At 40.1% G+C, this 21,648-nt stretch carries 17 protein-coding genes; 9 read left to right on the top strand and 8 right to left on the bottom strand.

Going from position 1 to position 21,648, the window contains the following annotated elements; translation table 11 throughout:
* Positions 1-55: 55 nt before the first annotated feature.
* On the bottom strand, positions 56-724 hold the full coding sequence (locus tag BT797_RS04130) for an SDR family oxidoreductase (RefSeq protein ID WP_045111288.1): 669 nt from the start codon (positions 722-724) through the stop codon (positions 56-58).
* A gap of 361 nt (positions 725-1,085) precedes the next feature.
* On the opposite strand from BT797_RS04130, the gene BT797_RS04125 reads away from it, so the two are divergent.
* Positions 1,086-2,807: a phospho-sugar mutase gene (locus BT797_RS04125; protein ID WP_045111287.1), complete on the top strand. Its 1,722-nt coding sequence runs from the start codon at positions 1,086-1,088 to the stop codon at positions 2,805-2,807.
* A gap of 273 nt (positions 2,808-3,080) precedes the next feature.
* Positions 3,081-5,753, top strand: a complete 2,673-nt coding sequence (locus BT797_RS04120) for a nitrate reductase (RefSeq protein WP_075471152.1) — start codon at positions 3,081-3,083, stop codon at positions 5,751-5,753.
* A 30-nt stretch (positions 5,754-5,783) separates the two neighbouring features.
* Here the strand turns inward: BT797_RS04120 and trhA are convergent, their stop codons facing one another.
* Positions 5,784-6,470: a PAQR family membrane homeostasis protein TrhA gene (trhA, locus tag BT797_RS04115; protein ID WP_075471151.1), complete on the bottom strand. Its 687-nt coding sequence runs from the start codon at positions 6,468-6,470 to the stop codon at positions 5,784-5,786.
* Between the two features lie 234 nt (positions 6,471-6,704).
* Between trhA and BT797_RS04110 the strand changes: the two genes are divergently transcribed.
* The 6 genes from BT797_RS04110 (at position 6,705) to BT797_RS04085 (ending at position 12,567) form a co-directional block, all read left to right on the top strand.
* The gene (locus BT797_RS04110) at positions 6,705-7,661 is read left to right on the top strand and encodes a hypothetical protein (protein ID WP_045111254.1); all 957 of its coding nucleotides are present in this window, start codon (positions 6,705-6,707) and stop codon (positions 7,659-7,661) included.
* A gap of 137 nt (positions 7,662-7,798) precedes the next feature.
* Positions 7,799-8,398 carry an elongation factor P hydroxylase gene (locus tag BT797_RS04105; protein ID WP_075471150.1) on the top strand — a complete coding sequence of 200 codons (600 nt, stop codon included), beginning with the start codon at positions 7,799-7,801 and terminating at the stop codon, positions 8,396-8,398.
* Positions 8,388-9,521, top strand: coding sequence for an ATP-NAD kinase family protein (locus tag BT797_RS04100; protein WP_075471149.1), 1,134 nt, complete (start codon positions 8,388-8,390; stop codon positions 9,519-9,521). The genes BT797_RS04105 and BT797_RS04100 overlap by 11 nt, the downstream gene beginning before the upstream one ends.
* Positions 9,522-9,524: 3 nt before the next feature.
* Positions 9,525-9,794 (top strand): YfcL family protein, encoded by a 270-nt coding sequence (locus tag BT797_RS04095; protein ID WP_045111251.1) that lies wholly within the window; start codon positions 9,525-9,527, stop codon positions 9,792-9,794.
* 594 nt (positions 9,795-10,388) lie between these two features.
* A complete protein-coding gene (locus BT797_RS04090; RefSeq protein WP_045111250.1) occupies positions 10,389-11,378 on the top strand; it encodes an esterase/lipase family protein in 990 nt (329 codons plus the stop codon).
* A 70-nt stretch (positions 11,379-11,448) separates the two neighbouring features.
* Positions 11,449-12,567, top strand: a complete 1,119-nt coding sequence (locus BT797_RS04085; RefSeq protein ID WP_075471148.1) for a lipase secretion chaperone — start codon at positions 11,449-11,451, stop codon at positions 12,565-12,567.
* Here BT797_RS04085 and glgX read toward each other — a convergent pair.
* A complete protein-coding gene (gene glgX, locus BT797_RS04080) occupies positions 12,538-14,505 on the bottom strand; it encodes a glycogen debranching protein GlgX (protein WP_075471147.1) in 1,968 nt (655 codons plus the stop codon). The genes BT797_RS04085 and glgX overlap by 30 nt on opposite strands.
* A 266-nt stretch (positions 14,506-14,771) precedes the next feature.
* On the opposite strand from glgX, the gene bluB reads away from it, so the two are divergent.
* Entirely contained in the window at positions 14,772-15,419 is a 648-nt protein-coding gene (gene bluB, locus BT797_RS04075) for a 5,6-dimethylbenzimidazole synthase (protein WP_045111247.1), read from the top strand.
* 43 nt (positions 15,420-15,462) lie between these two features.
* On the opposite strand, the gene BT797_RS04070 is transcribed toward bluB, so the two are convergent.
* The 5 genes from BT797_RS04070 to BT797_RS04050 all read right to left on the bottom strand — a co-directional run bounded on the left by BT797_RS04070 (position 15,463) and on the right by BT797_RS04050 (position 21,139).
* Positions 15,463-16,020: an EF-hand domain-containing protein gene (locus BT797_RS04070; RefSeq protein WP_075471146.1), complete on the bottom strand. Its 558-nt coding sequence runs from the start codon at positions 16,018-16,020 to the stop codon at positions 15,463-15,465.
* A gap of 145 nt (positions 16,021-16,165) precedes the next feature.
* On the bottom strand, positions 16,166-16,843 hold the full coding sequence (locus BT797_RS04065) for a response regulator (protein WP_045111244.1): 678 nt from the start codon (positions 16,841-16,843) through the stop codon (positions 16,166-16,168).
* Between the two features lie 3 nt (positions 16,844-16,846).
* Positions 16,847-18,268, bottom strand: coding sequence for an ATP-binding protein (locus BT797_RS04060; RefSeq protein ID WP_045111243.1), 1,422 nt, complete (start codon positions 18,266-18,268; stop codon positions 16,847-16,849).
* 216 nt (positions 18,269-18,484) lie between these two features.
* A complete protein-coding gene (locus tag BT797_RS04055; protein ID WP_075471145.1) occupies positions 18,485-19,003 on the bottom strand; it encodes a hypothetical protein in 519 nt (172 codons plus the stop codon).
* 9 nt (positions 19,004-19,012) lie between these two features.
* Positions 19,013-21,139 (bottom strand): LruC domain-containing protein, encoded by a 2,127-nt coding sequence (locus tag BT797_RS04050; protein WP_075471144.1) that lies wholly within the window; start codon positions 21,137-21,139, stop codon positions 19,013-19,015.
* Between the last annotated feature and the right edge of the window lie 509 nt (positions 21,140-21,648).

The following is a 21,648-nucleotide window of genomic DNA, read 5'->3' as shown; positions in this document are numbered from 1 at the left end:
TAATTCGGTGTTGACGGACGTAAATATGTACATCCGTAAATAGCAGGTTTGCATGTTAGTTGACTAAAGCACCGCCATCGACATCGATGATTGAACCTGTCATATATTGGTTGGTGATAGCCATAACGTAAGCCATCGCGATATCTGAAACCTCACCTACTTTAGCTGCGGGTAAATTATTTTTTGCGTTTTCATACATAGCGTCACGAGATAATTCATCCATGTTTTTATATGCGCTAGTCATTGTTAGGCCAGGACTGACAGCATTAACACGAATAGGTGATAGCTCTTTAGCTAGTACTTTTGTCACCGCCTCTAAAGCTGCATTAATCGCTGTTTTTGTGTAAGTATTGGCAACAACTTTGCGTGAGAGCATTCCGGTTGTTAACGTGATAGAGCCATTTGGTTTCATATAGCGAGCTGCATGCTTAGCGACATTGATTGACCCCCAGAATTTAGTATCGAATGCTTTTTTTGCATCCTCGATGACTACATCTGTAATTTTTCCCGCTGGAGCATATGAGCCTGCTGTAACGACGAGATGGTCAAAAGGACCGATAGATTCGAAGTAACAATGCACCGCCTTTTCATCACTGATATCAAGACCTGTCGTACGGCTGGCAACATGAACAATATTCTCGCTATTATCGAAGTGTTTTGCTACTGCTTCGCCGATACCGGATGTACCGCCGATGATTACGTAAGTTAGTTTTTTATGGCTCATAGTTTGTTCCGATTTATTACTTTATATGAATGATTATCATTATATTCATTTATTTTATTTTTATAATTGGGTTGAAAACGAAATCATTATTCGTATATTCTGAATAATGGGCTATATAAACTGCCAGGTGTGGTAATTTTAGTCGGTACTATTAATGTCTTCTTTCTTTTAATCTTTGTGGTTTTGTTTGAGCTGTAAGTCGCCTATGATGATTAATATCATATTTTTTTATCTACCCTTTCTTCTAAAGTGAAAATTTCCTTGTTCTCTATGGATGCTAGGATTAGTGTAATGATAATTATTTTCATTTGCTGTTGCGGTTTTGGCTGGGCAGTACAATTGATATTAGGTGAAGTAAATTATGGACACAAAATTAAAGTTTAAAGTTAATCATTGGATTGAAAATGATCCCGATCCTCGTACTCGACAGGAATTGCAGGCGCTTCTGGATACGAGTAATGAAGCTGAGTTACAGCAACGATTTTCGGGTCGACTCGCATTTGGTACTGCGGGGCTGCGAGGCATTGTTGCTGCTGGCCCTATGAGAATGAATCGCTTAGTAGTGCAACAAACTTCTGCGGGCTTAGGGGCATACCTTAAACAACAGATAAAAGATATTGAGATTAGAGGTGTTGTCATTGGATACGATGGCCGTCATGATTCAAAACAGTTTGCCCACGATGCTGCAGGTGTTCTCACTGCAATGGGAATTAAAGTCTATCTGACCAGTAAGGTTGCGGCGACACCGTTAGTTGCATTTGGGGTTACTCACCTTAATGCCGCCGCGGGTATTGTGGTGACTGCTAGTCATAATCCGCCTCAGTATAATGGGTATAAGGTATATTGGGGGAACGGTGCACAGATCATCCCGCCTCATGATTCTGGAATCGCAGCATGTATCGATAAAGCAGCAACAGAAAGTATTCGTTTACTGACACTGGAAGCCGGGAGTGCTGAAGGTCGACTTATTATGCTGGGAGATGATTACTATCAAAGCTACCGCAAAGGGATAAAGGATGCGGCTGTACTGCAGAACCATACCCAGCCAGAGTTAGTGAGTCTATCCTATACCGCGATGCATGGTGTTGGCGCAGAAATGGCCGAAACAGTGCTTAATGATGCTGGTGTATCTCAGGTTTATTCGGTGGCGTTGCAACGAGAACCTGATGGCGATTTTCCGACAGTAAATTTTCCTAATCCTGAAGAGAAAGGAGCAATGGACCTCGTTATTGCCGAGGCGCAGAAGTATGATGCAACGCTGGCTTGTGCTAACGATCCTGATGCGGATAGGTTTGCTGTGGCAGTGCGTACAGAGACAGGTAAGTACCAGATGCTCACTGGCGATCAGGTCGGCGTATTATTGGGTCATTACCTCATGAATCATGCAAGTGAACATAATCGTTTAACTTGCACAACGATTGTTTCCTCTAGTTTATTATCGAAAGTAGCAGCGAGCTTAGGTGCGACTTGTTTGACAACTCTGACTGGTTTTAAGTGGCTAACGAATGTGGCTATGGCTGAGCAAAGTGATGATAATCAGTGTTTGTTTGCCTATGAAGAAGCCTTAGGTTATATGGTTGGATCTATGGTGTGGGATAAAGATGGTTTATCTGCACTCGTGGCATTTGCCCAGTTAACGGCAGAGTTGGCTAGCCAAGGACAGACTGTTTGGGATCGGTTAGAAGAGATTTATCGTGAGCATGGTTTTCACTTAAACACTCAGGTGAGTATTGCCCTTAAACCGACGACGCCGAACATCGGGGATTGTCTGCGTAAAGATCTACCGACAGAGATTGCTAATAAACAGGTTTTGAGTACAGATGACATTAGCCGTGGTCTGCGAATCTTTAAAGATGGGTCTACAGAGTCAATTGATTTACCTGCTAGTGATGTGCTTATCTTCAAGTTAGAAGGTGGCTCGCGCGTGATTGTTAGGCCGTCAGGCACTGAACCTAAAATTAAATGTTATTATGAAGTAGTCGAAACGATGACAGCTGAAGATAGTTTAGATAGTGTTCAGGCTCGAGCTCAGGCAGAGATGGACGCCTTTATTTTGGTCCATCAGGCATCATTGCCTCAGTAAGTCGACTTTTATTATTATGATTTTGCGCACCGACTTGGTGCGCTTAACAATCCCAAGCACTATTATCGTCCTTTTAAACCTTATTTCAAAGTACTAAAATTTAGTGCAACCCTTATTTTAACGCATTTTCAATACACTTTCTTCGTGATCTACGCCTACTTCCCCCCAAACTATAGACTTGGCTGGATTTTTGCTTTATCTATATATAAATGAATATGAATATGAATATGAATATGAATATGAATATGAATATGCGTAAACAAGGATGAACATATGCAGAAGCTAAAAAAAATACCCAAGTGGGTTAAAACGACATGTCCTTATTGCGGTACCGGTTGTGGTGTCGAAGCGCAAGTAAATCAAGACAACTCAGTTACTATTCGTGGTGATGAATCACACCCAACCAATTTAGGTAATCTTTGCTCTAAAGGATTAACGCTAGCCGATACCCTAGTCCCAGAAGGACGTCTTACTGAATGTTATATTCGTGGCCAAGCGCAGAGTATGGAAACCACATTAAGCTATATTGCATCATCGTTTAACAAAGTGATTGCCGAACATGGTCCTGACGCTGTTGCCTTTTATGTATCAGGGCAGTTACTCACCGAAGATTACTATATTGCTAACAAATTGATGAAAGGCTTTATTGGCAGCAGTAATATTGATTCTAATTCACGTCTGTGTATGTCTTCTGCCGTTGTCGCTCATAAACGAGCCTTTGGTGAAGATGCGGTGCCTGCCTGTTATGCGGATATCGAAGCAGCTGAACATATTTGTTTAGTAGGTTCTAATCTCGCTTGGTGTCATCCCATCTTATTTCGTCGTATTAAACAGGCGAAAATGGCAAATCCGAATTTAAAAATAACCGTCATCGACCCGCGCCGCACGGACACTTGTGATATAGCGAGTTTACATTTAGCCATTCGACCGGGTACCGATGTCGCTCTTTACAATGGTTTGTTAGAATTTCTTGATCAAGAAAACGCATGTGACCTCAATTATATCGCTCAACATACCGAAGGTTTTGCAGAAGCACTTGCGTCTGCTTATCAATCAACACCAAGTTGGGTTGAACTGGCTGAATTCTGTAATCTCGAACTCGATACCATGATAGATTTTTTCCGTCGCTTTACCGATATTGATAAAACCTTGACGTTATTTAGCCAAGGTGTGAATCAGTCAACCAGTGGTACGAACAAAGTAAATGCCATTATTAACTGCCATTTAGCAACTGGCCGTATCGGTAAGCCTGGTGCCAGTCCATTTTCTGTGACCGGTCAGCCTAATGCCATGGGTGGCCGTGAAGTGGGTGGCCTTGCCAGTATGCTAGCTGCGCACATGGACTTTACACCAGAGAGTCATAAGCTAGTGAGTGAATTCTGGCATACCGATAAATTGGCGACCAATACTGGTGCTAAAGCCATTGATATGTTTGACCAAGTGCATCAGGGCAAGATCAAAGCAATTTGGATCATGGGTACTAATCCTGTCGTAAGCTTACCGGATTCAGACAAAATCCAGCAGGCGTTATTAAATTGTCCGCTGGTGGTTGTCTCTGATTGTATCGCTAAATCAGATACCATCGCCTGTGCTGATGTATTATTACCTGCGCAAGGTTGGGGTGAAAAAACCGGTACAGTGACTAACTCAGAACGCTGTATATCACGCCAACGTGGCTTTTTGCCGAGTGTCGGTGAAGCAAAAGCCGATTGGTGGTTATTAGCGGAAGTGGCCAAACGCATGGGATTTGGTAAAGCATTTAGCTTTGACAGCGAAGCAGACGTATTTGCTGAATATGCGCAGATGACCGGATTTAAACAAGACACTTTACCGCGAGGTTTAGATATCGCGGTATTAGCAGATCAAGATTATCAAGAGCACCAGCCTATGCAGTGGCCAATACATGGGGACGAGTCACAAGCGCGACTATTCACTGATGGGCAGTTTTCAACACCGTCTGGTAAAGCTAATTTCATTCCGCTTTATTATAAATCAGCGGCAAGTGAAGTCTGTAAATATTATCCCATGATCTTAAATACCGGTCGTAACCGTGACCAATGGCACAGCATGAGCCGAACAGGGTTAGCAACAAAACTTAACGGTCATATGCCTGAACCGTTATTGTCGATTAACCCACAAGATCTCACCGAACGCGGTCTTGTTGACGGTAGCTTAGTTGCGGTTGAAAGTTTACAAGGTAAGCTACTGGTGCGTACCCATGCTACGGTGAGCCAAAACCCTGGTGAGTTATTTTTACCTATTCACTGGAGTCGCCAAAACGCCAGTGCTGGTGCAATTTCTAGTTTAGTTGCAGGACATACGGATCCATTATCTGGACAACCGGAAAACAAGTATACCCCCGTGAGAGTCAGTGCTTGGGCGCATTCATCCCGCGCAGGTTTATGGAGTCAGCGTCGTCTGCAAGTCGCGAAGATATTACCTATGGTGGATTACTGGATTGAGCGTCGTTTAGAACAAGGCTTCTTATATTACCTTGCGAGTGTTGCTGAGCCTGCAACTTTCTTTCAGCAATTAAAATTAGCTTTGTATAATGGCTATATGACCAAGCAAGTTGATTATAATAATGCTGCCGAACAAAAATACCGTTTTGCTATGAGCTTTCAGGACAATTTAGATGTTAGCTTAATGGTAACCCCCGCTAATGATATTGATGACGATTCTTGGTTAGCCAACTTAACCATGCTAACGCCTGATGTTGGTTTACGTGCAACGCTAAAAGGGGAAGCGGAAACACCGCCAAGTCGAATGGTATGTGCGTGTCATCAAGTTACCGAGAATGACATTATTAAAGCCGTTGAATCGGGCGCTGATAGTGTTGAGGCCGTTGGTGGTTGCAGCAAAGCGGGGACAGGGTGTGGTTCTTGTATTCCCGAAATTAAGCGGGTAATGGCAAGTTGTGAAATTGCCATTACCCTGGTGAGTTAATTCATTGTTAAGAGAATTCGCTCATCGTGATTAGTGGCTTACTGGCAGTATATAAAGGTAAATTGTTATAAAGTGGCAAGCGCTACCAAGTAACACGAATATGTGCCAAATAGCGTGGTTATACGGAATACGTTTATTGGCATAGAAGATCGCACCAATTGAATAAGCTACTCCGCCGGCAATTAACCAATACAGTGCGCCGGTGGCGAGTTTACCTAATAATTCATCGCCAGAAAAAACAATTAACCAACCCATAATAAGATAAAAAAATAGCGATACCTTCTTAAACCGTTCAGCCCAATAGACTTTAGCTATGATACCAAATAGCGCCATAGACCAGACTACACCGAAGATACTCCAGCCCAGTACACCACGTAGTTCAATCAGTAACAATGGCGTATAAGTACCTGCGATCAATAAGAAAATAGCACAATGGTCGAGGGTCTTTAATTTCGCTTTAGTCGCTGGATTCGATGCATAGTGATAAGCACTTGATGCAAAAAATAATAAAAACATCGAGATTCCATAAATACTAAAACTGGTAATACGCCAAGGATCTGCTTGTTGTATTGAGGGTACTAATAGTGCGATAAGCGCGGCAATACTCAGTAATGCACCTATGATATGAGACCAAGTGTTCGCGGCTTCTTCTTTTGCACTATAAGGGGTGGCTACCGTGCCTATATTCGTTATTATTGGTGTAGCACTGCGTGACATACATCATCCTCGTTTAGTTGTCCTACCAGTTAGGCTTACAAGTGTACGCTTAAATTATTTTAATTTAAAGGCAATAAATTCATTCTATTGTTTTTTAGTATTGTAAAATGGCTAAATATATAAGATTAAGTACTATTATCAATATTATAATAGTTACTATATTATTTTATATGTTGGTTGTAGAGACCTTATCGTGGATTTTATAGAGAATTAAGAGGGTTATAGATAATTGTTATGACAGTATTGAGATGGACACTGAAAATAGTCGTGTGGGGCTTATTGATTGCAGGCGTTGTTGCTGTCATTGGCCATTTTTATTGGTCAAGACCTCTGCAAAATTATCCTGTACTTGAGATCCAGGTACAAACATCACTACAAGATATTGTGAAGGAAAGCTCTTCACTGGCTCAGTTTAGCGGCCAAACTTGGACGGCTAATGATAGTGGAGACGGTGCTAATTTATATCAAATAGATGAGAAAACAGGGCAGGTTATTAAACAGGTGTATGTCAATGACGTCATCAGTTATGACTGGGAATCGCTAGCGCAAGATGCCGGTAATTTATTCGTTATGGATTGCGGTAACAATCAGGGAACCCGTGACAGTCGTACCATTATTAACATAGATACTAACGTACTAATGACAGCTGAGGACGGTTCAAGTATTGCTGCGATTAACACTACTCGTTTTTCAATGGCGGATAAACCTGAAGAAGCGTTAACCATGTATATGCATGATTATGATTGTGAGGCGTCGGCGGTGGTTGATGAAGAATTATGGGTCTTAAGCAAAAATTGGACGGACTTTCAAAGTCGCTTGTATCGTCTAGATTTAATTGAGATTACTAGCGGTACTGCAAGTGATAAGGTAATCCCTGTGATTCCAGACCAAACACTGAATGTGGATGGGTTGATAACGGCGGCAGATTATAATGCTGCCACAGGTCAACTGGTTTTACTTGGTTATGATGACAATATTATTTACAAACACCCCTTCATTTGGATTATTCCTGTTGAAAATAAAGACTTGAATTGGGATTTGGCAAAGCGCTTTAACCTTGCACCTTATGGACAATGGGAAAGTATTCTTTGGCAAGGTGATCAGCAATTATTACTGACGGCTGAAGCCAGTTGGGGGATTGCTGGACGTGTTGGTATTGTGACATTAAGTTCGTTAACAATATTAGATTAATATCGCGTAAAGGAGTATTCTACTAGCGAAAATTACCAATTTGAGTGCGATATATTAGCGGACACACCACTACTATAGAGGTATAATCCTGCTCATTAATAGCGTACTCTGTGATTTAATGATTAGCTAGGCGCAGTATGCAAAACGATTTACAAGGCTTTCTAAAGGAAGATGAGCAACAGCATCAGTACCAAGATTTGATTCGTATTTTTAACCACACGTTTTTAAACGAATTTAATACTCAATTAGTCAAAGGCGATGATGAGCCTATTTATATACCGGCTAATACTGACTTTGAACAATATGTAAGTTGTGATTATCACCGTATTATTTTTGCCCATGGTTTTTTTTCGAGTGGTATGCACGAAATTTCGCATTGGTTAGTGGCGGGATTAACGCGTCATCAATTGGTGGATTTTGGTTACTGGTATATTGCTGATGGTCGTAATGCGCAGCAGCAAGCTGAATTTGAAAAAGTAGAAATTGTGCCACAGGCGATTGAATGGATTATTTGTGTTGCTGCAGGTGCTAAGTTTCGCGTCAGCGCAGATAACTTATCTGATATTGTCATTGACCGGTTGGCTTTTCAGCACAAGATACACAAGCAAGTACAAACCTATTTCGAAAAAGGCTTATCAACGCGCACGCAAGCTTTGGTCGCTGCACTACAAGCGTTTTACAAAACCAAACCGCTAACATTAGCAGATTTTGATTATCGAGTTATGTATGAACGTTAAGCCATTTAAACTAGGTATTATTGTTAATCCAGTTGCTGGAATTGGTGGCAGCGTGGCATTAAAAGGCAGTGATAATGTTGCCCAGCAAGCGCTTAGTTTAGGTGCGATCCCGCAAGCGAACAATCGTATGTTACAAGCATTGGGTCAGTTTGCTGATCTTGCTCAGCGTTTTACGGTTGTTACTGCAGGCGGTGAAATGGGCGAGCGCTGTAGTTTAGAATTAGGCTTTGATGTTGAAGTCGTTTATCGACCTGAAAATAATGTTACAACTGAGCAAGACACCTATGCTGCAGTTGATGCATTATTAACGCAAGATATTGATTTATTATTGTTTGCTGGTGGTGATGGTACTGCGCGTAATATTTGCGCCACCATTAACGATGCCGTCCCTGTACTAGGCGTGCCAGCAGGCTGTAAGATCCACTCAGGTGTTTATGGTGTTACACCTAAAGCTGCTGGTTGCGTTGTTCGTCGACTGATCTTAGGCGAATTGGTTACCTTGGCTGACGCTGATGTTATGGATATTGACGAAGTCGCATTTCGTCAAGGAACAGTAAAAGCGAAGCGTTATGGTGAGATGATGGTACCGTCTGATTTACGTTATGTGCAAAGCGTTAAAATGGGTGGTATTGAATCAGATGAGTTAGTGCTAACAGACATAGCTGCCGATGTGATGGCAGATATGGAAGATGAATATTATATTATGGGGTCCGGCTCAACCGTGGCATTCACAATGGCCGAACTGGGATTGGATAATACCTTATTAGGTGTTGATGTTGTGCATCAGCATGAATTGATCGCTTTGGACCAAACGGCTGCGCAGTTAATAGCGTTGACGAAAGACCAGCCCTGTAAATTAGTGATCACCTTAATTGGTGGTCAGGGCCATATTTTTGGTCGTGGTAATCAGCAACTGTCGCCGCAGTTGATTAAACAAATCGGCAAAGAAAATATTATTGTGCTGGCAACTAAAACGAAGCTGTCGGCATTAGCAGGACGTCCTTTAATTGTAGACACGGGGGATGTTGAATTAGACCAAGCATTATCAGGTTTTATTCGTGTAACTACAGGTTATCGTGATTACATCATGTATCGTGTCGCCAACCCAGAGTATGAGGAATAATCATTGTCTAAAGCTACTTATCAAAGCAAGCTAATGGAAAAGCTTGATGGATTTGTAGAACAAGGAACGTCGGATCAACTATTTGCGGCTAAATATTTACACGGCCACGTCACTTTCGCAACAGCGAAGTGCGAAAATATAGGTAAAATATATCCCCACGACATTAAATTTCAGGTCGTGCACAGTTTGCGAGATGCGCTTGTTGCTAATGAGTTAACCCCTCACAAACAAGAGCTAGTACTTAGCATGTGGGATGCGATCAATAAACATTGATATTCGATAAAATGATTATTAATAACGAAGCTCGTTAATTCTGAACTATGAATTAATGCTGTTTTCCAGTTAAAACCAGCGATTATATTGCTGGTTTTTTTTCGTCTATTATTTGCTGTAATTAAGATTACATCTTTTAATAAAGTGCCAACTTGATATCCACATAAATTTAATTTATTTGCTCTGCTTAACGTTAAAGTCATACCTTAGTATGATCTATGTCTGATAACTATAAATATTTTAATAAAAATGAAGCTTAATTTAAATATTGATTTTCCATAATAATGTCATTTATTAACAATGACTTATTAAAAATCATAAAATTAATGATACGAAATATTTAACTGTAGGAATTTATCAATATTGGTTCATTGTGCGGTTATTTTTACTTTTTGTGATTGTTAGTGCTAATTTTTGACTTTAAACTTACCATTTGATTCTCGTATATCTGTTAGTTTGATGAATAACACTCCCTGATTCAATCTGGTTGTACCTGTTATTTTTTTGCGTTATAACTTTCCTGCACTCAAATCGAGACAGGTTGTCACTATCGGGTGCGCTATTTTGCGATAACTCAAAAATAAAGGATTAGATATGTTAAAAAAAACTCGGACTTTACTCCCTATCTTAGTTGGAGCCTTGTGTTTCATCGTCGCACCTGTTCAAGCTGACACCTCGGGTAAAACCAAATATCCGGTGGTATTAGTGCATGGACTGGCGGGATTTGATAGTGTGTTAGCAGATTATTTTTATGGTGTGAAGGGAGCGTTAGCAGATGTTGGCGCGACTGAAGTATATACACCACAAGTCAGTGGTTATGATACCAGCGAAGTACGTGGCGAACAGTTACTTAGTTATTTAGAAGAACTGAGTGCTATTACTGGCGCGAATAAATTTAACTTAATTGGTCACTCTCAAGGTGGGATTGATTCACGTTATGTTGCCTCTGTTCGACCTGGACTTGTGGCTTCGGTTACCTCTGTTGGCTCTCCACATCGTGGTTCTGGTACTGCCGATTTAATTAAGGATTCACCATTAGAAGGTCCAGCGATGGCCATTGGCAATGCAGTCGCAAGCTTGCTATCTATTGTAACTGGTAATAATGCTCAGCAAGCCAATGCGATGGGTTCACTCGAAGCCTTGAATTCTAAAGATGCGGCTATTTTCAATGCCAAATATCCTGAAGGTTTAAGACAAGGTGAGTGTAAAGCAACGCCAAGTTATAACGCAGGTTCGTGGTGGTGGCCAAATTGGGTGTATGACTATTCAGTTAATGATGGTGACCATAATGTGAATGGTGTGTCGTATTATTCATGGGGTGGCACATACAACCCGTTATTCAATTCAAACGTACTCGACCTTGCTGATGGTTTACTTGCTGTTACCTATTTAACGATTGATGAAGCAAATGATGGTGTTGTGGGTCGTTGTTCAACACATTTAGGTAAAGTAATCCGTGATGATTATACCATGAACCATGCAGATGAAATTAATGGTATGTTTGGTCTACGTGGTTTAGGTAGTACAAGTCCATTACCGTTATATGTTGCACATGCTAAGCGTTTAACGAGCGCAGGCCTGTAATCAACTTATCTTAATAAAAGGCTAAGCACTGTAAATGTATTGCAGTGCTTAGTTACGTAGGATACTTGTTATGTCGTTAAAACCAAACGCACTTCTTGTTGTCACTGTATTATTCTGTGGTATTGCTATTGTTGGCGGCGGTTCATTATTTCTATCGGAAGGTGATACTAACTCGATTGCCATAGAACCAACCCCAACGTTAGAGCCTAATCAAGATATTTATCCATTATCAACGGAGAAAATTAACGCGCTAGTTAATGTGGCAAGAGATAGTTCGATTCAGGAACTGGATTCTCAACCAGTACAAGTAATACCTTTGTTATTACCAAGCTCATTATTGGGTTCAACGCTACCATTAACACTTGATGTTAGTGAAAGTGGGGAACTGATCATTAATAAAAAAATTCAGCATTTATTCGACTTTTACCTATCAGCTATGGGTGAGGAAAGTTTAGACATTATAGTTACACGCATTAAACACAGCCTTACATCGCAACTCGTTGATCCAGCACTGACACAAGGCATGGAAATATTAACGGGTTATTTACAGTACCTTAATGAAGTTTCGGCAATTAAGCAGCAGTTTGAACAGAATATTGACCCAAATAATACGGGTGAGTATGCACTAGATAATGTTATTCAAGTCCGTGAAATGGTACTTGATGCTCGGACCCGTTATCTTGATAGTGATGTGATTGATGCATTTTTTGGTCAAGCTGATGAGTACGAAGATTACATGTTAAGCCTGGCTATGATTAATAAAAATAATGAATTAGATACTGCCGAAAAGCAATCAGCAAAAGCAGCACTCGATGCTGCTGCACCTGAGTGGTTATTGGCGCAACAGCGTAATGCCAATCTGTTAAATAAATACCGAGATCAATATAAGACGCTGCAAGAACAAGGGGCGAGTCAGACTGAATTGAAAGACTTCACTCAACAGTCATTTTCACCCGAAGTGGCTGATCGATTAGCAACACTTGATGAAAAGCGTCAGCTGTGGCAAGCCAAGCTAGATGAATACAAAGAGCAACTTGCTGTGATTACTAGCGCTACTAATAATAGCGACAATGATACGACTAGTGAGCAACAACAGCTGGAAATTACACAATTGCGGGAGATTTACTTTACCCCTCAGGAAATTAAGCGGGTTAGTGCATTAGATGGAATCAAGCCCACTGCGCTGTAATACCACCATCGAACGGCCTGATAATTGATAGTGATCGTTTACATTTAGAGCTGCTAATTGCATCGAACTGGTATCACAAACACGATGCCAAATTGGCGGTACATTAGGCAGCTTAAAATCGACTGGGATATCGACTTGATTGAATAATAATAATAATTCATCGCCATCAGTGTCTAGACCTAGATGTAACCCCATGCAGGTTTGGTGCTCCCAGTCATGTTGTTGCATGGTACTACCATCACTGCAGTACCAATTAATACGGTGGTCATTACGGCCATCACCCGTAAACGCATTAATGAACGGCAGCATGTATTGGTTGCGCGCTTTGATCATCTTACTCAACCAATCTTGAAAATCTTGTTTTACCTCGTCCATTTCCCAGTTGAGCCAGCTGATCTTATTATCCTGGCAGTAGGCATTATTGTTCCCATCTTGTGTATGAGAAACTGTATCGGCTGCTAATATATGTGGAATACCAAAACTAAACATTAACGTGGTGATCAGATTACGTTTTTGTTTTTCACGAAAAGCGATAATAGCTAAATCATTTGTTTTACCTTCAATACCGCAATTGTATGATCGATTGTCATCATGACCATCGCGGTTGTTTTCACCGTTGGCGTTATTATGCTTATCGTTATAAGACACTAAATCTTGCAGAGTAAATCCATCATGATAAGCGATATAATTTACCGGGAGTTTGTGTGGCCAACGTCCACCACTAAAGAAGTGGCGAGAGCCCATGAGCCGCGTCGCGAAATCTTTTAGATAACCGTTATCACCTCGCCAAAAACTTCGCACTGTATCACGGAATTTATCATTGCATTCATTCCAGCCATCAGGGAAATATCCTAGCTGATAACCGTCAGGACCAATGTCCCACGGCTCGGCGATAAGTTTTGTAGGCTGTAAAATAGGATCTTGTGCAACAGCATGGAAAAATGGTGCTTGTTGATTGAAACGGTCGCCATTACGGCCAAGTGTTGCGGCTAAATCAAAACGGAAGCCATCAATATGATATTCAGTTACCCAATAACGTAGGCTATCCATGACTAAATTAAGGCTAGCTTGGTGGGTTAGATCCAAGCTATTACCACAACCAGTGTAGTTTCTCAGGCCGTTTTCATCATGCAAATAATAACGGTGGTCCAAGGCTTTAAGGTTGAATATTGGCCCATCTTGGCCACCTTCTGCGGTATGGTTGAATACCATGTCCAAAATCACCTCGATGCCGTGTTTATGTAATTCTCTGATCGCTGTTTTTAATTCGATTACTGCATCTTTGCTAGCGAAACGGGGATCTGGCGCCATAAAGGCGAGAGTGCTATAGCCCCAATAATTTACACCTTGCTGGTTTAATAAGTGCGGTTCGTGCATGCAAACTGCAACAGGCAAGAGTTGTACGCTAGTGATGCCTTGTTGTTTTAATAATATAATATTGGCCGGATCGGCGAGTGCTTGATAAGTACCTGGCTCTGCCGAGGTAATAGCGGGGTTTAATTGAGTGAATCCTTTGATATGCGTTTCTAGCAATAATGTTTCAGCTAAGGGGACATCTGGCTGGGGGACAGCTTGCCAGTCAAACGCGTTATCGATGACAATAGCTTTAGTTAGAAGCCAACTTTTTTCAGCATCGTAAGGAGGCTGATAATAAGGCGCTTCGCTGACTGCTTTTGCATAAGGGTCGAGTAATAGCCAGTCTTGTCCGTCAATATTGGTTGAGAATCCATACTCTTGTCCAGCGGTGACAGCTGGGATAAATATATGGTGAATACCCGCATATTTGTTTTTGATCGTGAAACTACGTTGTGTTTTGTCATTAAACAATACCAACTGCAAATTGCGGCAATCTGGTGCGTATATCGCGAAGTTACAGCCTTGCTTTGTTAAATTGTTGGCTTGTTGTAAGTGCGCACCAAGGGGATAAGGTTTTGACATAAATCACTCAGTTTGTTAGCTAGGTCACATTCATAAGTTAGCTTCATCTTATGTAATTCAGGGCGTTAAAAGGAGCTTTTACACGAATAAACATGATCAAGTTAACATTATATTTCATATGCGCGTTTAAAAATGATGTAAACACGGCTAGTTAGAGGCTTGGTAGTTTAAGTTATTCGGAAACGGCGGTATCACTGGCTTTACTTCTTCTATTATTTAATTAGATAATCAATACACTATTTTATTACTATCGTGATCGTGACTGAATGAAAATAACTGAAGATGAAAGAGATGCGGTTTATAAAACCATATTTTCTCGACGAGATGTACGCGGCCAGTTTAAACCCGAGCTCATTCCTGATGATGTATTGAAACGGGTATTAACTGCCGCTCACCATGCTCCGAGTGTTGGTTTTATGCAACCTTGGGATTTTATTTTGGTTAAAAACAGTGCTACGAAGGAAAAAATAAAAGCGGGCTTTGAATCAGCTCATGCTGAATCAGCCGCTATGTTTACCGATGAAAAAGCAGAGCAATATCGAAAGTTGAAGTTAGAAGGTATTTTAGACGCACCATTGGGTATTTGTGTTACCTGTGATCGTAGTCGTAATGGTCCTACTGTTATTGGCCGAACCATTAATCATGAAATGGATTTATATAGTACGGTATGTGCAGTTCAAAATTTGTGGTTAGCGGCACGAGCAGAAAACTTGGGTGTTGGTTGGGTCAGTATTATCCATGATTCGGTGTTGAAAGATGCACTAGGCATTCCCGAAGAGATTAATATTGTTGCTTATTTGTGTGTTGGGTATGTTTCTCACTTCAATGATAAACCGGAACTAGAAAAGTTAGGTTGGTTACCACGTCGCGATATAGAGGCTGCCATTCATGAAGAAAAATGGTCAGCTAAATAGAAATAGTATTTTAGAGGATAGGGGAGCAAAGTCCCCCTTTATATTAACGTTTTTTATGTTGTTTCATTAATTCATCTTTATAAATGAAGCCATCGCCGTTAGTGTCTAATTTATCAAAGTATTGATTCATTTCCTCTTTTGAAATTTTACCGTCATTGTTGGTGTCTATTTTCTTGAACATCATGCCTTTATGGTGTTTACCACGTTTTGGTAGTTCATCTTTGGTAATGAAGCCGTCGCTATTTTTATCTAATTTATCAAAGTCTTCGGCTAGACGGCCGGTTGCTTCTTCACGGGAAATTTTACCATCGTTGTTGGTGTCCATTTCTTTGAATATTTTACCTCGGTGATGCCTGCCTTTGTTTGGTAAATCTGCTTTGCTAACGAAACCATCGTTGTCAGTATCTAATTTATCAAAGGTGTCAGCTACTCGCCCTGTCGCTTCATTTTTTGTAATCTTACCATCTTGATTGATGTCCATTTTTTCAAAAGACATGTGATGACGCTGATTGTTATCGCTATTTGAATTTGCATAAGTAAACGTTGTGGTTGTCATCGCTGTTAATAAAGCAGCGGTAATAAAGAATGTCTTTTTCATCATAATCTCACTTTGTTGCTTGTTGTTGGTCTTAAACAGGATAACTCTGTGTGAGTTAATCTGTTGATGGGGTAACTATAAGCAACAAATGCGCAGGAATTATGGAGAAAATATGGAGATTAATCGTAATTTAAAAAAGTATTGATAATCACAAGGTAAACTTATAACCAACCCCATAAATAGATTTGATGTATTCACCGTCTGGGTTAGCATCTTGTAGCTTTTTACGTAAATTTTTAATGTGGCTGTCAATGGTACGATCGGTGACTAAGCGATTATCAGCATAAATTTTTTGCATGATTTGGTCACGGTTAAATACTTGTCCTGGGTGCTGATTAAAGAAACTCAGTAAGCGGAATTCCGCGGGCGTTAATGTTAACTCTTGCTCATTAAATGCGACTTTCATTTGTTTATCATTAATAACCAAGCCATTTTGTTGAGGTGCAGCAGCCTCTACAGTGCGACGTAATACATTTTTGATCCGCGCCACGACTTCACGTGGGCTATATGGTTTACAAATGTAGTCGTCAGCACCGAGTTCAAGTCCTAATAATCTATCTATTTCATCCACACGAGCAGTCGCCATGACGACAGGGACTTGGCTAAAAGTACGTAATTCACGATAAATATCTAAACCGTCACGATTAGGTAGCATTAAATCAAGGATCAGTAGGTCAGGACTTTCTTGTTTCACCCAGTCAATAACCTCGAGGCCGTTATCAATGATATGGGTTTGAAATCCTGCCTGGGCGAGGTATTCACATAATACGATAGCAAGGGAAGGTTCATCTTCAACCATAAGTATTTTTTTTGCTAAATTTGTCATGGGTTAATTGTCCTTAATCGGAAGTGATATCGCTATTTTTAAGCCACCAAGTTTGGAATGCTGTGCACTGATATGACCGTTATGCCTTTTGATTATGTTTTCACAAATGGATAAACCTAAACCGGAACCGCCATTGGCACGACTACGGGATTTATCAACGCGGTACAAGCGTTCAAATAGCTTTGGTAATGCTGCGTCAGGTACTGCTGGTGCACTATCTTCAATAGTTAGTAATATGCTGTCGTTGGTTTGTTGTAAGTTGATTTTTATCTGCCCATTTTGATCTGTGTAGCGGTAGCTGTTTTCGAACAGGTTACCGATAAGCTGAGCCAATGATTTGGCATCGGCATTTAATAACATTGGCTGACGGTGATCGTATAAACGTTGTATTGCAATATGCTTGTCTGCTAAACGTACTTCGTTTTGGTTGGCGATATTGTTAATTATATTGGTGATATCGACATTGTGTGATGTATCGATAAGGACGCCATTATCTGATTGAGATAATGAATATAAATCATCAACTAAGCGGGTTAGAGTTATGACTTGATTATGTAATGACTTAATATATTTAGGTTCCGGTTTACGAATACCATCTTCAATCGCTTCTATCTCACTGAGCAAGACGGCAATCGGTGTACGCAGTTCATGAGAAATATCGGCGAGCCACTGCTCTCGTGATAATTTCTGAGTTTTTAAGGTTGTGGTTAATAAATTAAATGCGAGTGATAGTTCGGCGAGTTCATCTTTACCGCGCACGTCAATTTGATAATCAAAATTACCATTAGACAGTGATTTAGCTGCTGAGTGTAATTTTTTTAACGGTTTTAAAAAATGACGAACTAATAATGCAGCAACGATAAAAGAAAATAAAGCGGCCCAAGCGGCAATCCAATAAAAGTTGTCGAGTTGTTGCCTTAAGAAACGTTCGGCTAAATGGCCCTTGATGTTCTCTCTTTGTAAAATAGATAGCCAACCAATGGTTTGTTCATTTTTGGTGATCGCAACTTTAGTAATTTGTATATTTGCATGTAAACGATGAAAATTTTTAGGAGCGCCGATAATAGTGTTGCCATTTATATCTAGCAAGTTAAGGCGAGGTGTGAGTTGGTTGTAATTTGATCTGGTTTTCCTTGATGTCATTTCAGTGACTTTTTTTGGTTTTCTGGGATGCTCACCAATGTTTCTTAATAGTCTTCGCCATAATTCAGGTTGCTGCTGTAGTTTGTACCAGCCTTGGTCTGATGAATAATAATCACTGATATTTTCAGCCATATTTTCAATGCGTTCGACTTCACTTTGATTCAGATAACGTTGAAAACCATTTTGAAAGCTATTGTTAATCAATAATGCCATGCCAATCATCATAATTGAGCTAATTAGCATTAAAGAGATGAACAATTTATGAAAAATGGTTAAACGCATTTAAGTGACCTTTGAATGAGTGAATCAATATCATTATATGTGCTTGTGACTGATTATGGAAAATTAAATAGCAGGTCGCGACAGAGGAGGTTGTTTATCGTGAAATAAACTGAAATGAATGTTGGCGATAAAATAAAAACCACCACCAATTAATATTGTGTGGTGGTTTTTTTGGAGTATTACTTTTGGAATTAAATTAACGTGCTGTTCGCACCACTATTGTATTGCAACTTCAATGGCGGTATTTTTTATTGTTTCCTCATAATAACTCGTTGTGTCTTCTTGATTTAAATTGACCACCTCAATTAATAATTTATGTTGTTGATTTAATAGATAGATAGTACCCGAATATTCACAATTTGCTGAATATACTTGTACAACGCGACTTCCTCCTGAAGGGGTGAAATTATATCCCGACGTTTTATCATATCGAGTGTATACGTTGATATAACATGAGTCGGTTCCTTGTGATGTGATGATTAATTCTTGCTGTTTAGTTGCTGTGAATTTTTGTGTTATCGGTGCTTCTATATCCTGTAATCTGAGGTCATCACTCTCTGTGGAAATAAATCCATCATCGTCAGAGAGTAACTCTTGTTCAGGACCATCGATTGCAGGTGTGACAACATTCGCTGTGGGGGTACTTACATTTCCCGTCGGACTGTCGCTTTCACTATCACTACAAGCAGAAATAAAGGCAATATTACAAATAATCAGTGTTTGAATAAATTTCATGATCTGCTCCTAATCGACTATTTTATGGAAAACTGGGTTATCAAACCAAAATTCGTTATTGACGCCACCACTGGTGATGAATTTATTGAATTCAGGATAAGCGGAAGAAATATCCGTTTCTTCGAGTGGTGCTTTCCATTCTGTATTGCCTATCTCAACAGCCCAAGGCAAGTTGGCTGAGGTTCTGAATGTGGTAGTCGGTGGGTTTGAATTATCGTCAAGTAGTCCGAAGTAATCACTACTACCTAGATCTGTGATAGGTAAATCCGGTAAATGAATCTCTAACTCACGTCCAATAGGCTCACCAAAGAAAACATTTCTAGTATGGTTTTCGGTGCCAAAGATAAAGGGATTCAGTGGCATTGCTGGCATGCTAGCTATATCAACGGGATTAATCATTGGAATATTAATTTCGAATGAATAAGTACTCGTGTTGCCCATACAAGCAGGCTCGGTATTAAAGTAGAGTTCTCCACAAGTCGAGGTGAACGCTGTTTTTAAGTTATCTGAAACGATAACAACAGCATCGGTCTGACCCGCTTCTAAAACACCTGTGGTGGGTGCGGATACAGAGTTATATCGGACTTGTAGTAAGTCTTGATCAATATTACTACGTAGTATTCCGTCTAAGTGGACAGCAAAACCGTTGAAGTATGAGGCACCATAATTGATGAGTTCACCTTGTATATCGATACGAGAAACTTGATTATTGCTAATTGTTTGCACTACTCGATAAAAAATAACGACATCGTTAAAGTCATAGTCACCTTGTTCAGGCCAGCGATCTTCGTAAGCAAGTGTGACATAATCGTCTTCACTTGGATAATAAATACTGGTGGTATTACCATCAACAACAGTAATTGGATAATCTTCGACTTCCCCATTAGCATAACCACCGCTACTGGTTATGTTAGCTTGGTCACCGATCCGGAATCGCGACCAAGTATTGCCGACTAATGCGGTAGCTGGTACGGTTAAAGCGATGTTATGTGAATTAGAATCTAACTGCAGATTATTAAATACATGCTCGTCCGCATCCTCAAAGTCACCATCTTGATTCCAATCAAACCAACCATTGAAATAAGCACTGTCTTGACCGCCTGTGATCGTTGCATTGACTTGGGCATCTAGGCCTGTAACGAGTGCGGTTTGAAATAGAATACCATCTTCATCTTCGAGGTTATCTGTATTGTCAGAATTGGGTGATAGATTAGCATCATCTTCAGAATCAATAAGGCTACCAAGTATATAGTTGTTGTAGTCAATGAGATGCCTTGCACCATTTACCGCTAAGGTTGTCCCGTACGTATCTGGAGCATCACCATAATCCGTATTCGTTGATACAACGGCTGCCTCTGAACAACGAGCACCGTCATTACTGTTACTTGCTGAAGCTTTAGCAAAATACACGGATGCGCCAGTAATATTGTTCGGATCGGTTATGTCAGTCCGGTAAATATTACCGTCATTGTTACGGAGGAAATAAAGATAACCAGCAGAGTCAAAGTAAGCAGCACCAAATGCACTGCGCGGGGATGTAAACCCAGTGCTGGCTACATTAGTTGCAACACCTGTCGTTGGATCAATACGATATAAGTGACCTGTTCTACCTTCTACGGCATAGATGTTGCCATCGGTAGGGTGAAATGCAAAGTCAGCAATTCTAATGCTTTTATTCGACCCTACTATTTTTGTAATGGTGAGGTAGTCGGATGCACTGCTGTCTAGATTTGTGTAGTAAAGACCAAGGTAGCGACGATAGAAATAGAACTTATTATCTTTTATATCACCCACAAAAAAGTTATTGTTTGGTGGGTTAGTAAAGTTCAAAACGGTTGCTTTAAAATCGCTATCAAATTTGACTAATGCCAGTTGGTTGCGGTCAAAACCATAGATATATTTATCTGTGTTATTGAAGGCTATCGCATTAATTGAGTCAGAGCCTAGGCCATCGTCGGTTTGTAGCGTTGTGATTAAACCTGTACTCAGGTCCACTGATTTATAATGTGTACTGCCATTTTTGTATTGGGATAGAAATGCTTCAGTCGGGCAACTAGCAAAAGGCGCCGATGTAGCATTTAAGCTATAAAGGCAGGTAGACATTAATAATAGTGTCTTGTACTGACATGTTTTCATAAGCAGTCCCTTGATTGCGAAGTATAAAAGTAAGTATTATAGGTACCCTTGTTATCGCATATCTCGTGCCATCTTTTTTGTACTTTAAAAACATAGATTTATTTTTTTGTTGTTTTTTTTTTGTTAAATTAATCGCATTTTAAAAATGGATCTTCGCAAAATGCAATTTTAATTCGCAGTTTGCAAAGAACACAATTTCTTTGTTAATTTGTTTTCATTTACTTGTTATCAAGCGTGATAGAATGTCGTGATTATCTTGCCTATCGTGTGATTGAAGAGTTCATTTATAAAATCAGTATTAATTCATTAATCTTCAGTTTGCAGCTTAGATCACATTTATAAATTAGCTGCATTTTATGTAATTCAGAGCATTAATATAGCGATTTAGTCGATTAAACATGATCCAGTTAACAGTGTCTTTTATGTTATGATTTAAAAAACATATAAATACGCCTTACTTTGGTGATCTTCCTCATAAAAATAAGCCAGTCACTTTTTTCTCAGCCTTT

It is taken from the genome of Moritella viscosa, assembly GCF_900120065.1.
Lineage (GTDB): Bacteria > Pseudomonadota > Gammaproteobacteria > Enterobacterales > Moritellaceae > Moritella > Moritella viscosa.
The sequence above is the reverse complement of the archived record's forward strand: the minus strand, read 5'-3'. Positions and strand labels throughout refer to the sequence as shown.

Coding starts and splice junctions, on each gene's coding strand:
- BT797_RS04060 (WP_045111243.1), bottom strand. CDS start 18,268: ATGCGTTTAACCATTTTTCATAAATTGTTCATCTCTTTAATGCTAATT.
- BT797_RS04105 (WP_075471150.1), top strand. CDS start 7,799: ATGCAAAACGATTTACAAGGCTTTCTAAAGGAAGATGAGCAACAGCAT.
- BT797_RS04090 (WP_045111250.1), top strand. CDS start 10,389: ATGTTAAAAAAAACTCGGACTTTACTCCCTATCTTAGTTGGAGCCTTG.
- BT797_RS04125 (WP_045111287.1), top strand. CDS start 1,086: ATGGACACAAAATTAAAGTTTAAAGTTAATCATTGGATTGAAAATGAT.
- BT797_RS04055 (WP_075471145.1), bottom strand. CDS start 19,003: ATGAAATTTATTCAAACACTGATTATTTGTAATATTGCCTTTATTTCT.
- glgX (WP_075471147.1), bottom strand. CDS start 14,505: ATGTCAAAACCTTATCCCCTTGGTGCGCACTTACAACAAGCCAACAAT.
- BT797_RS04100 (WP_075471149.1), top strand. CDS start 8,388: ATGAACGTTAAGCCATTTAAACTAGGTATTATTGTTAATCCAGTTGCT.
- trhA (WP_075471151.1), bottom strand. CDS start 6,470: ATGTCACGCAGTGCTACACCAATAATAACGAATATAGGCACGGTAGCC.
- BT797_RS04050 (WP_075471144.1), bottom strand. CDS start 21,139: ATGAAAACATGTCAGTACAAGACACTATTATTAATGTCTACCTGCCTT.
- BT797_RS04070 (WP_075471146.1), bottom strand. CDS start 16,020: ATGATGAAAAAGACATTCTTTATTACCGCTGCTTTATTAACAGCGATG.
- BT797_RS04065 (WP_045111244.1), bottom strand. CDS start 16,843: ATGACAAATTTAGCAAAAAAAATACTTATGGTTGAAGATGAACCTTCC.
- BT797_RS04130 (WP_045111288.1), bottom strand. CDS start 724: ATGAGCCATAAAAAACTAACTTACGTAATCATCGGCGGTACATCCGGT.
- BT797_RS04120 (WP_075471152.1), top strand. CDS start 3,081: ATGCAGAAGCTAAAAAAAATACCCAAGTGGGTTAAAACGACATGTCCT.
- bluB (WP_045111247.1), top strand. CDS start 14,772: ATGAAAATAACTGAAGATGAAAGAGATGCGGTTTATAAAACCATATTT.
- BT797_RS04110 (WP_045111254.1), top strand. CDS start 6,705: ATGACAGTATTGAGATGGACACTGAAAATAGTCGTGTGGGGCTTATTG.
- BT797_RS04085 (WP_075471148.1), top strand. CDS start 11,449: ATGTCGTTAAAACCAAACGCACTTCTTGTTGTCACTGTATTATTCTGT.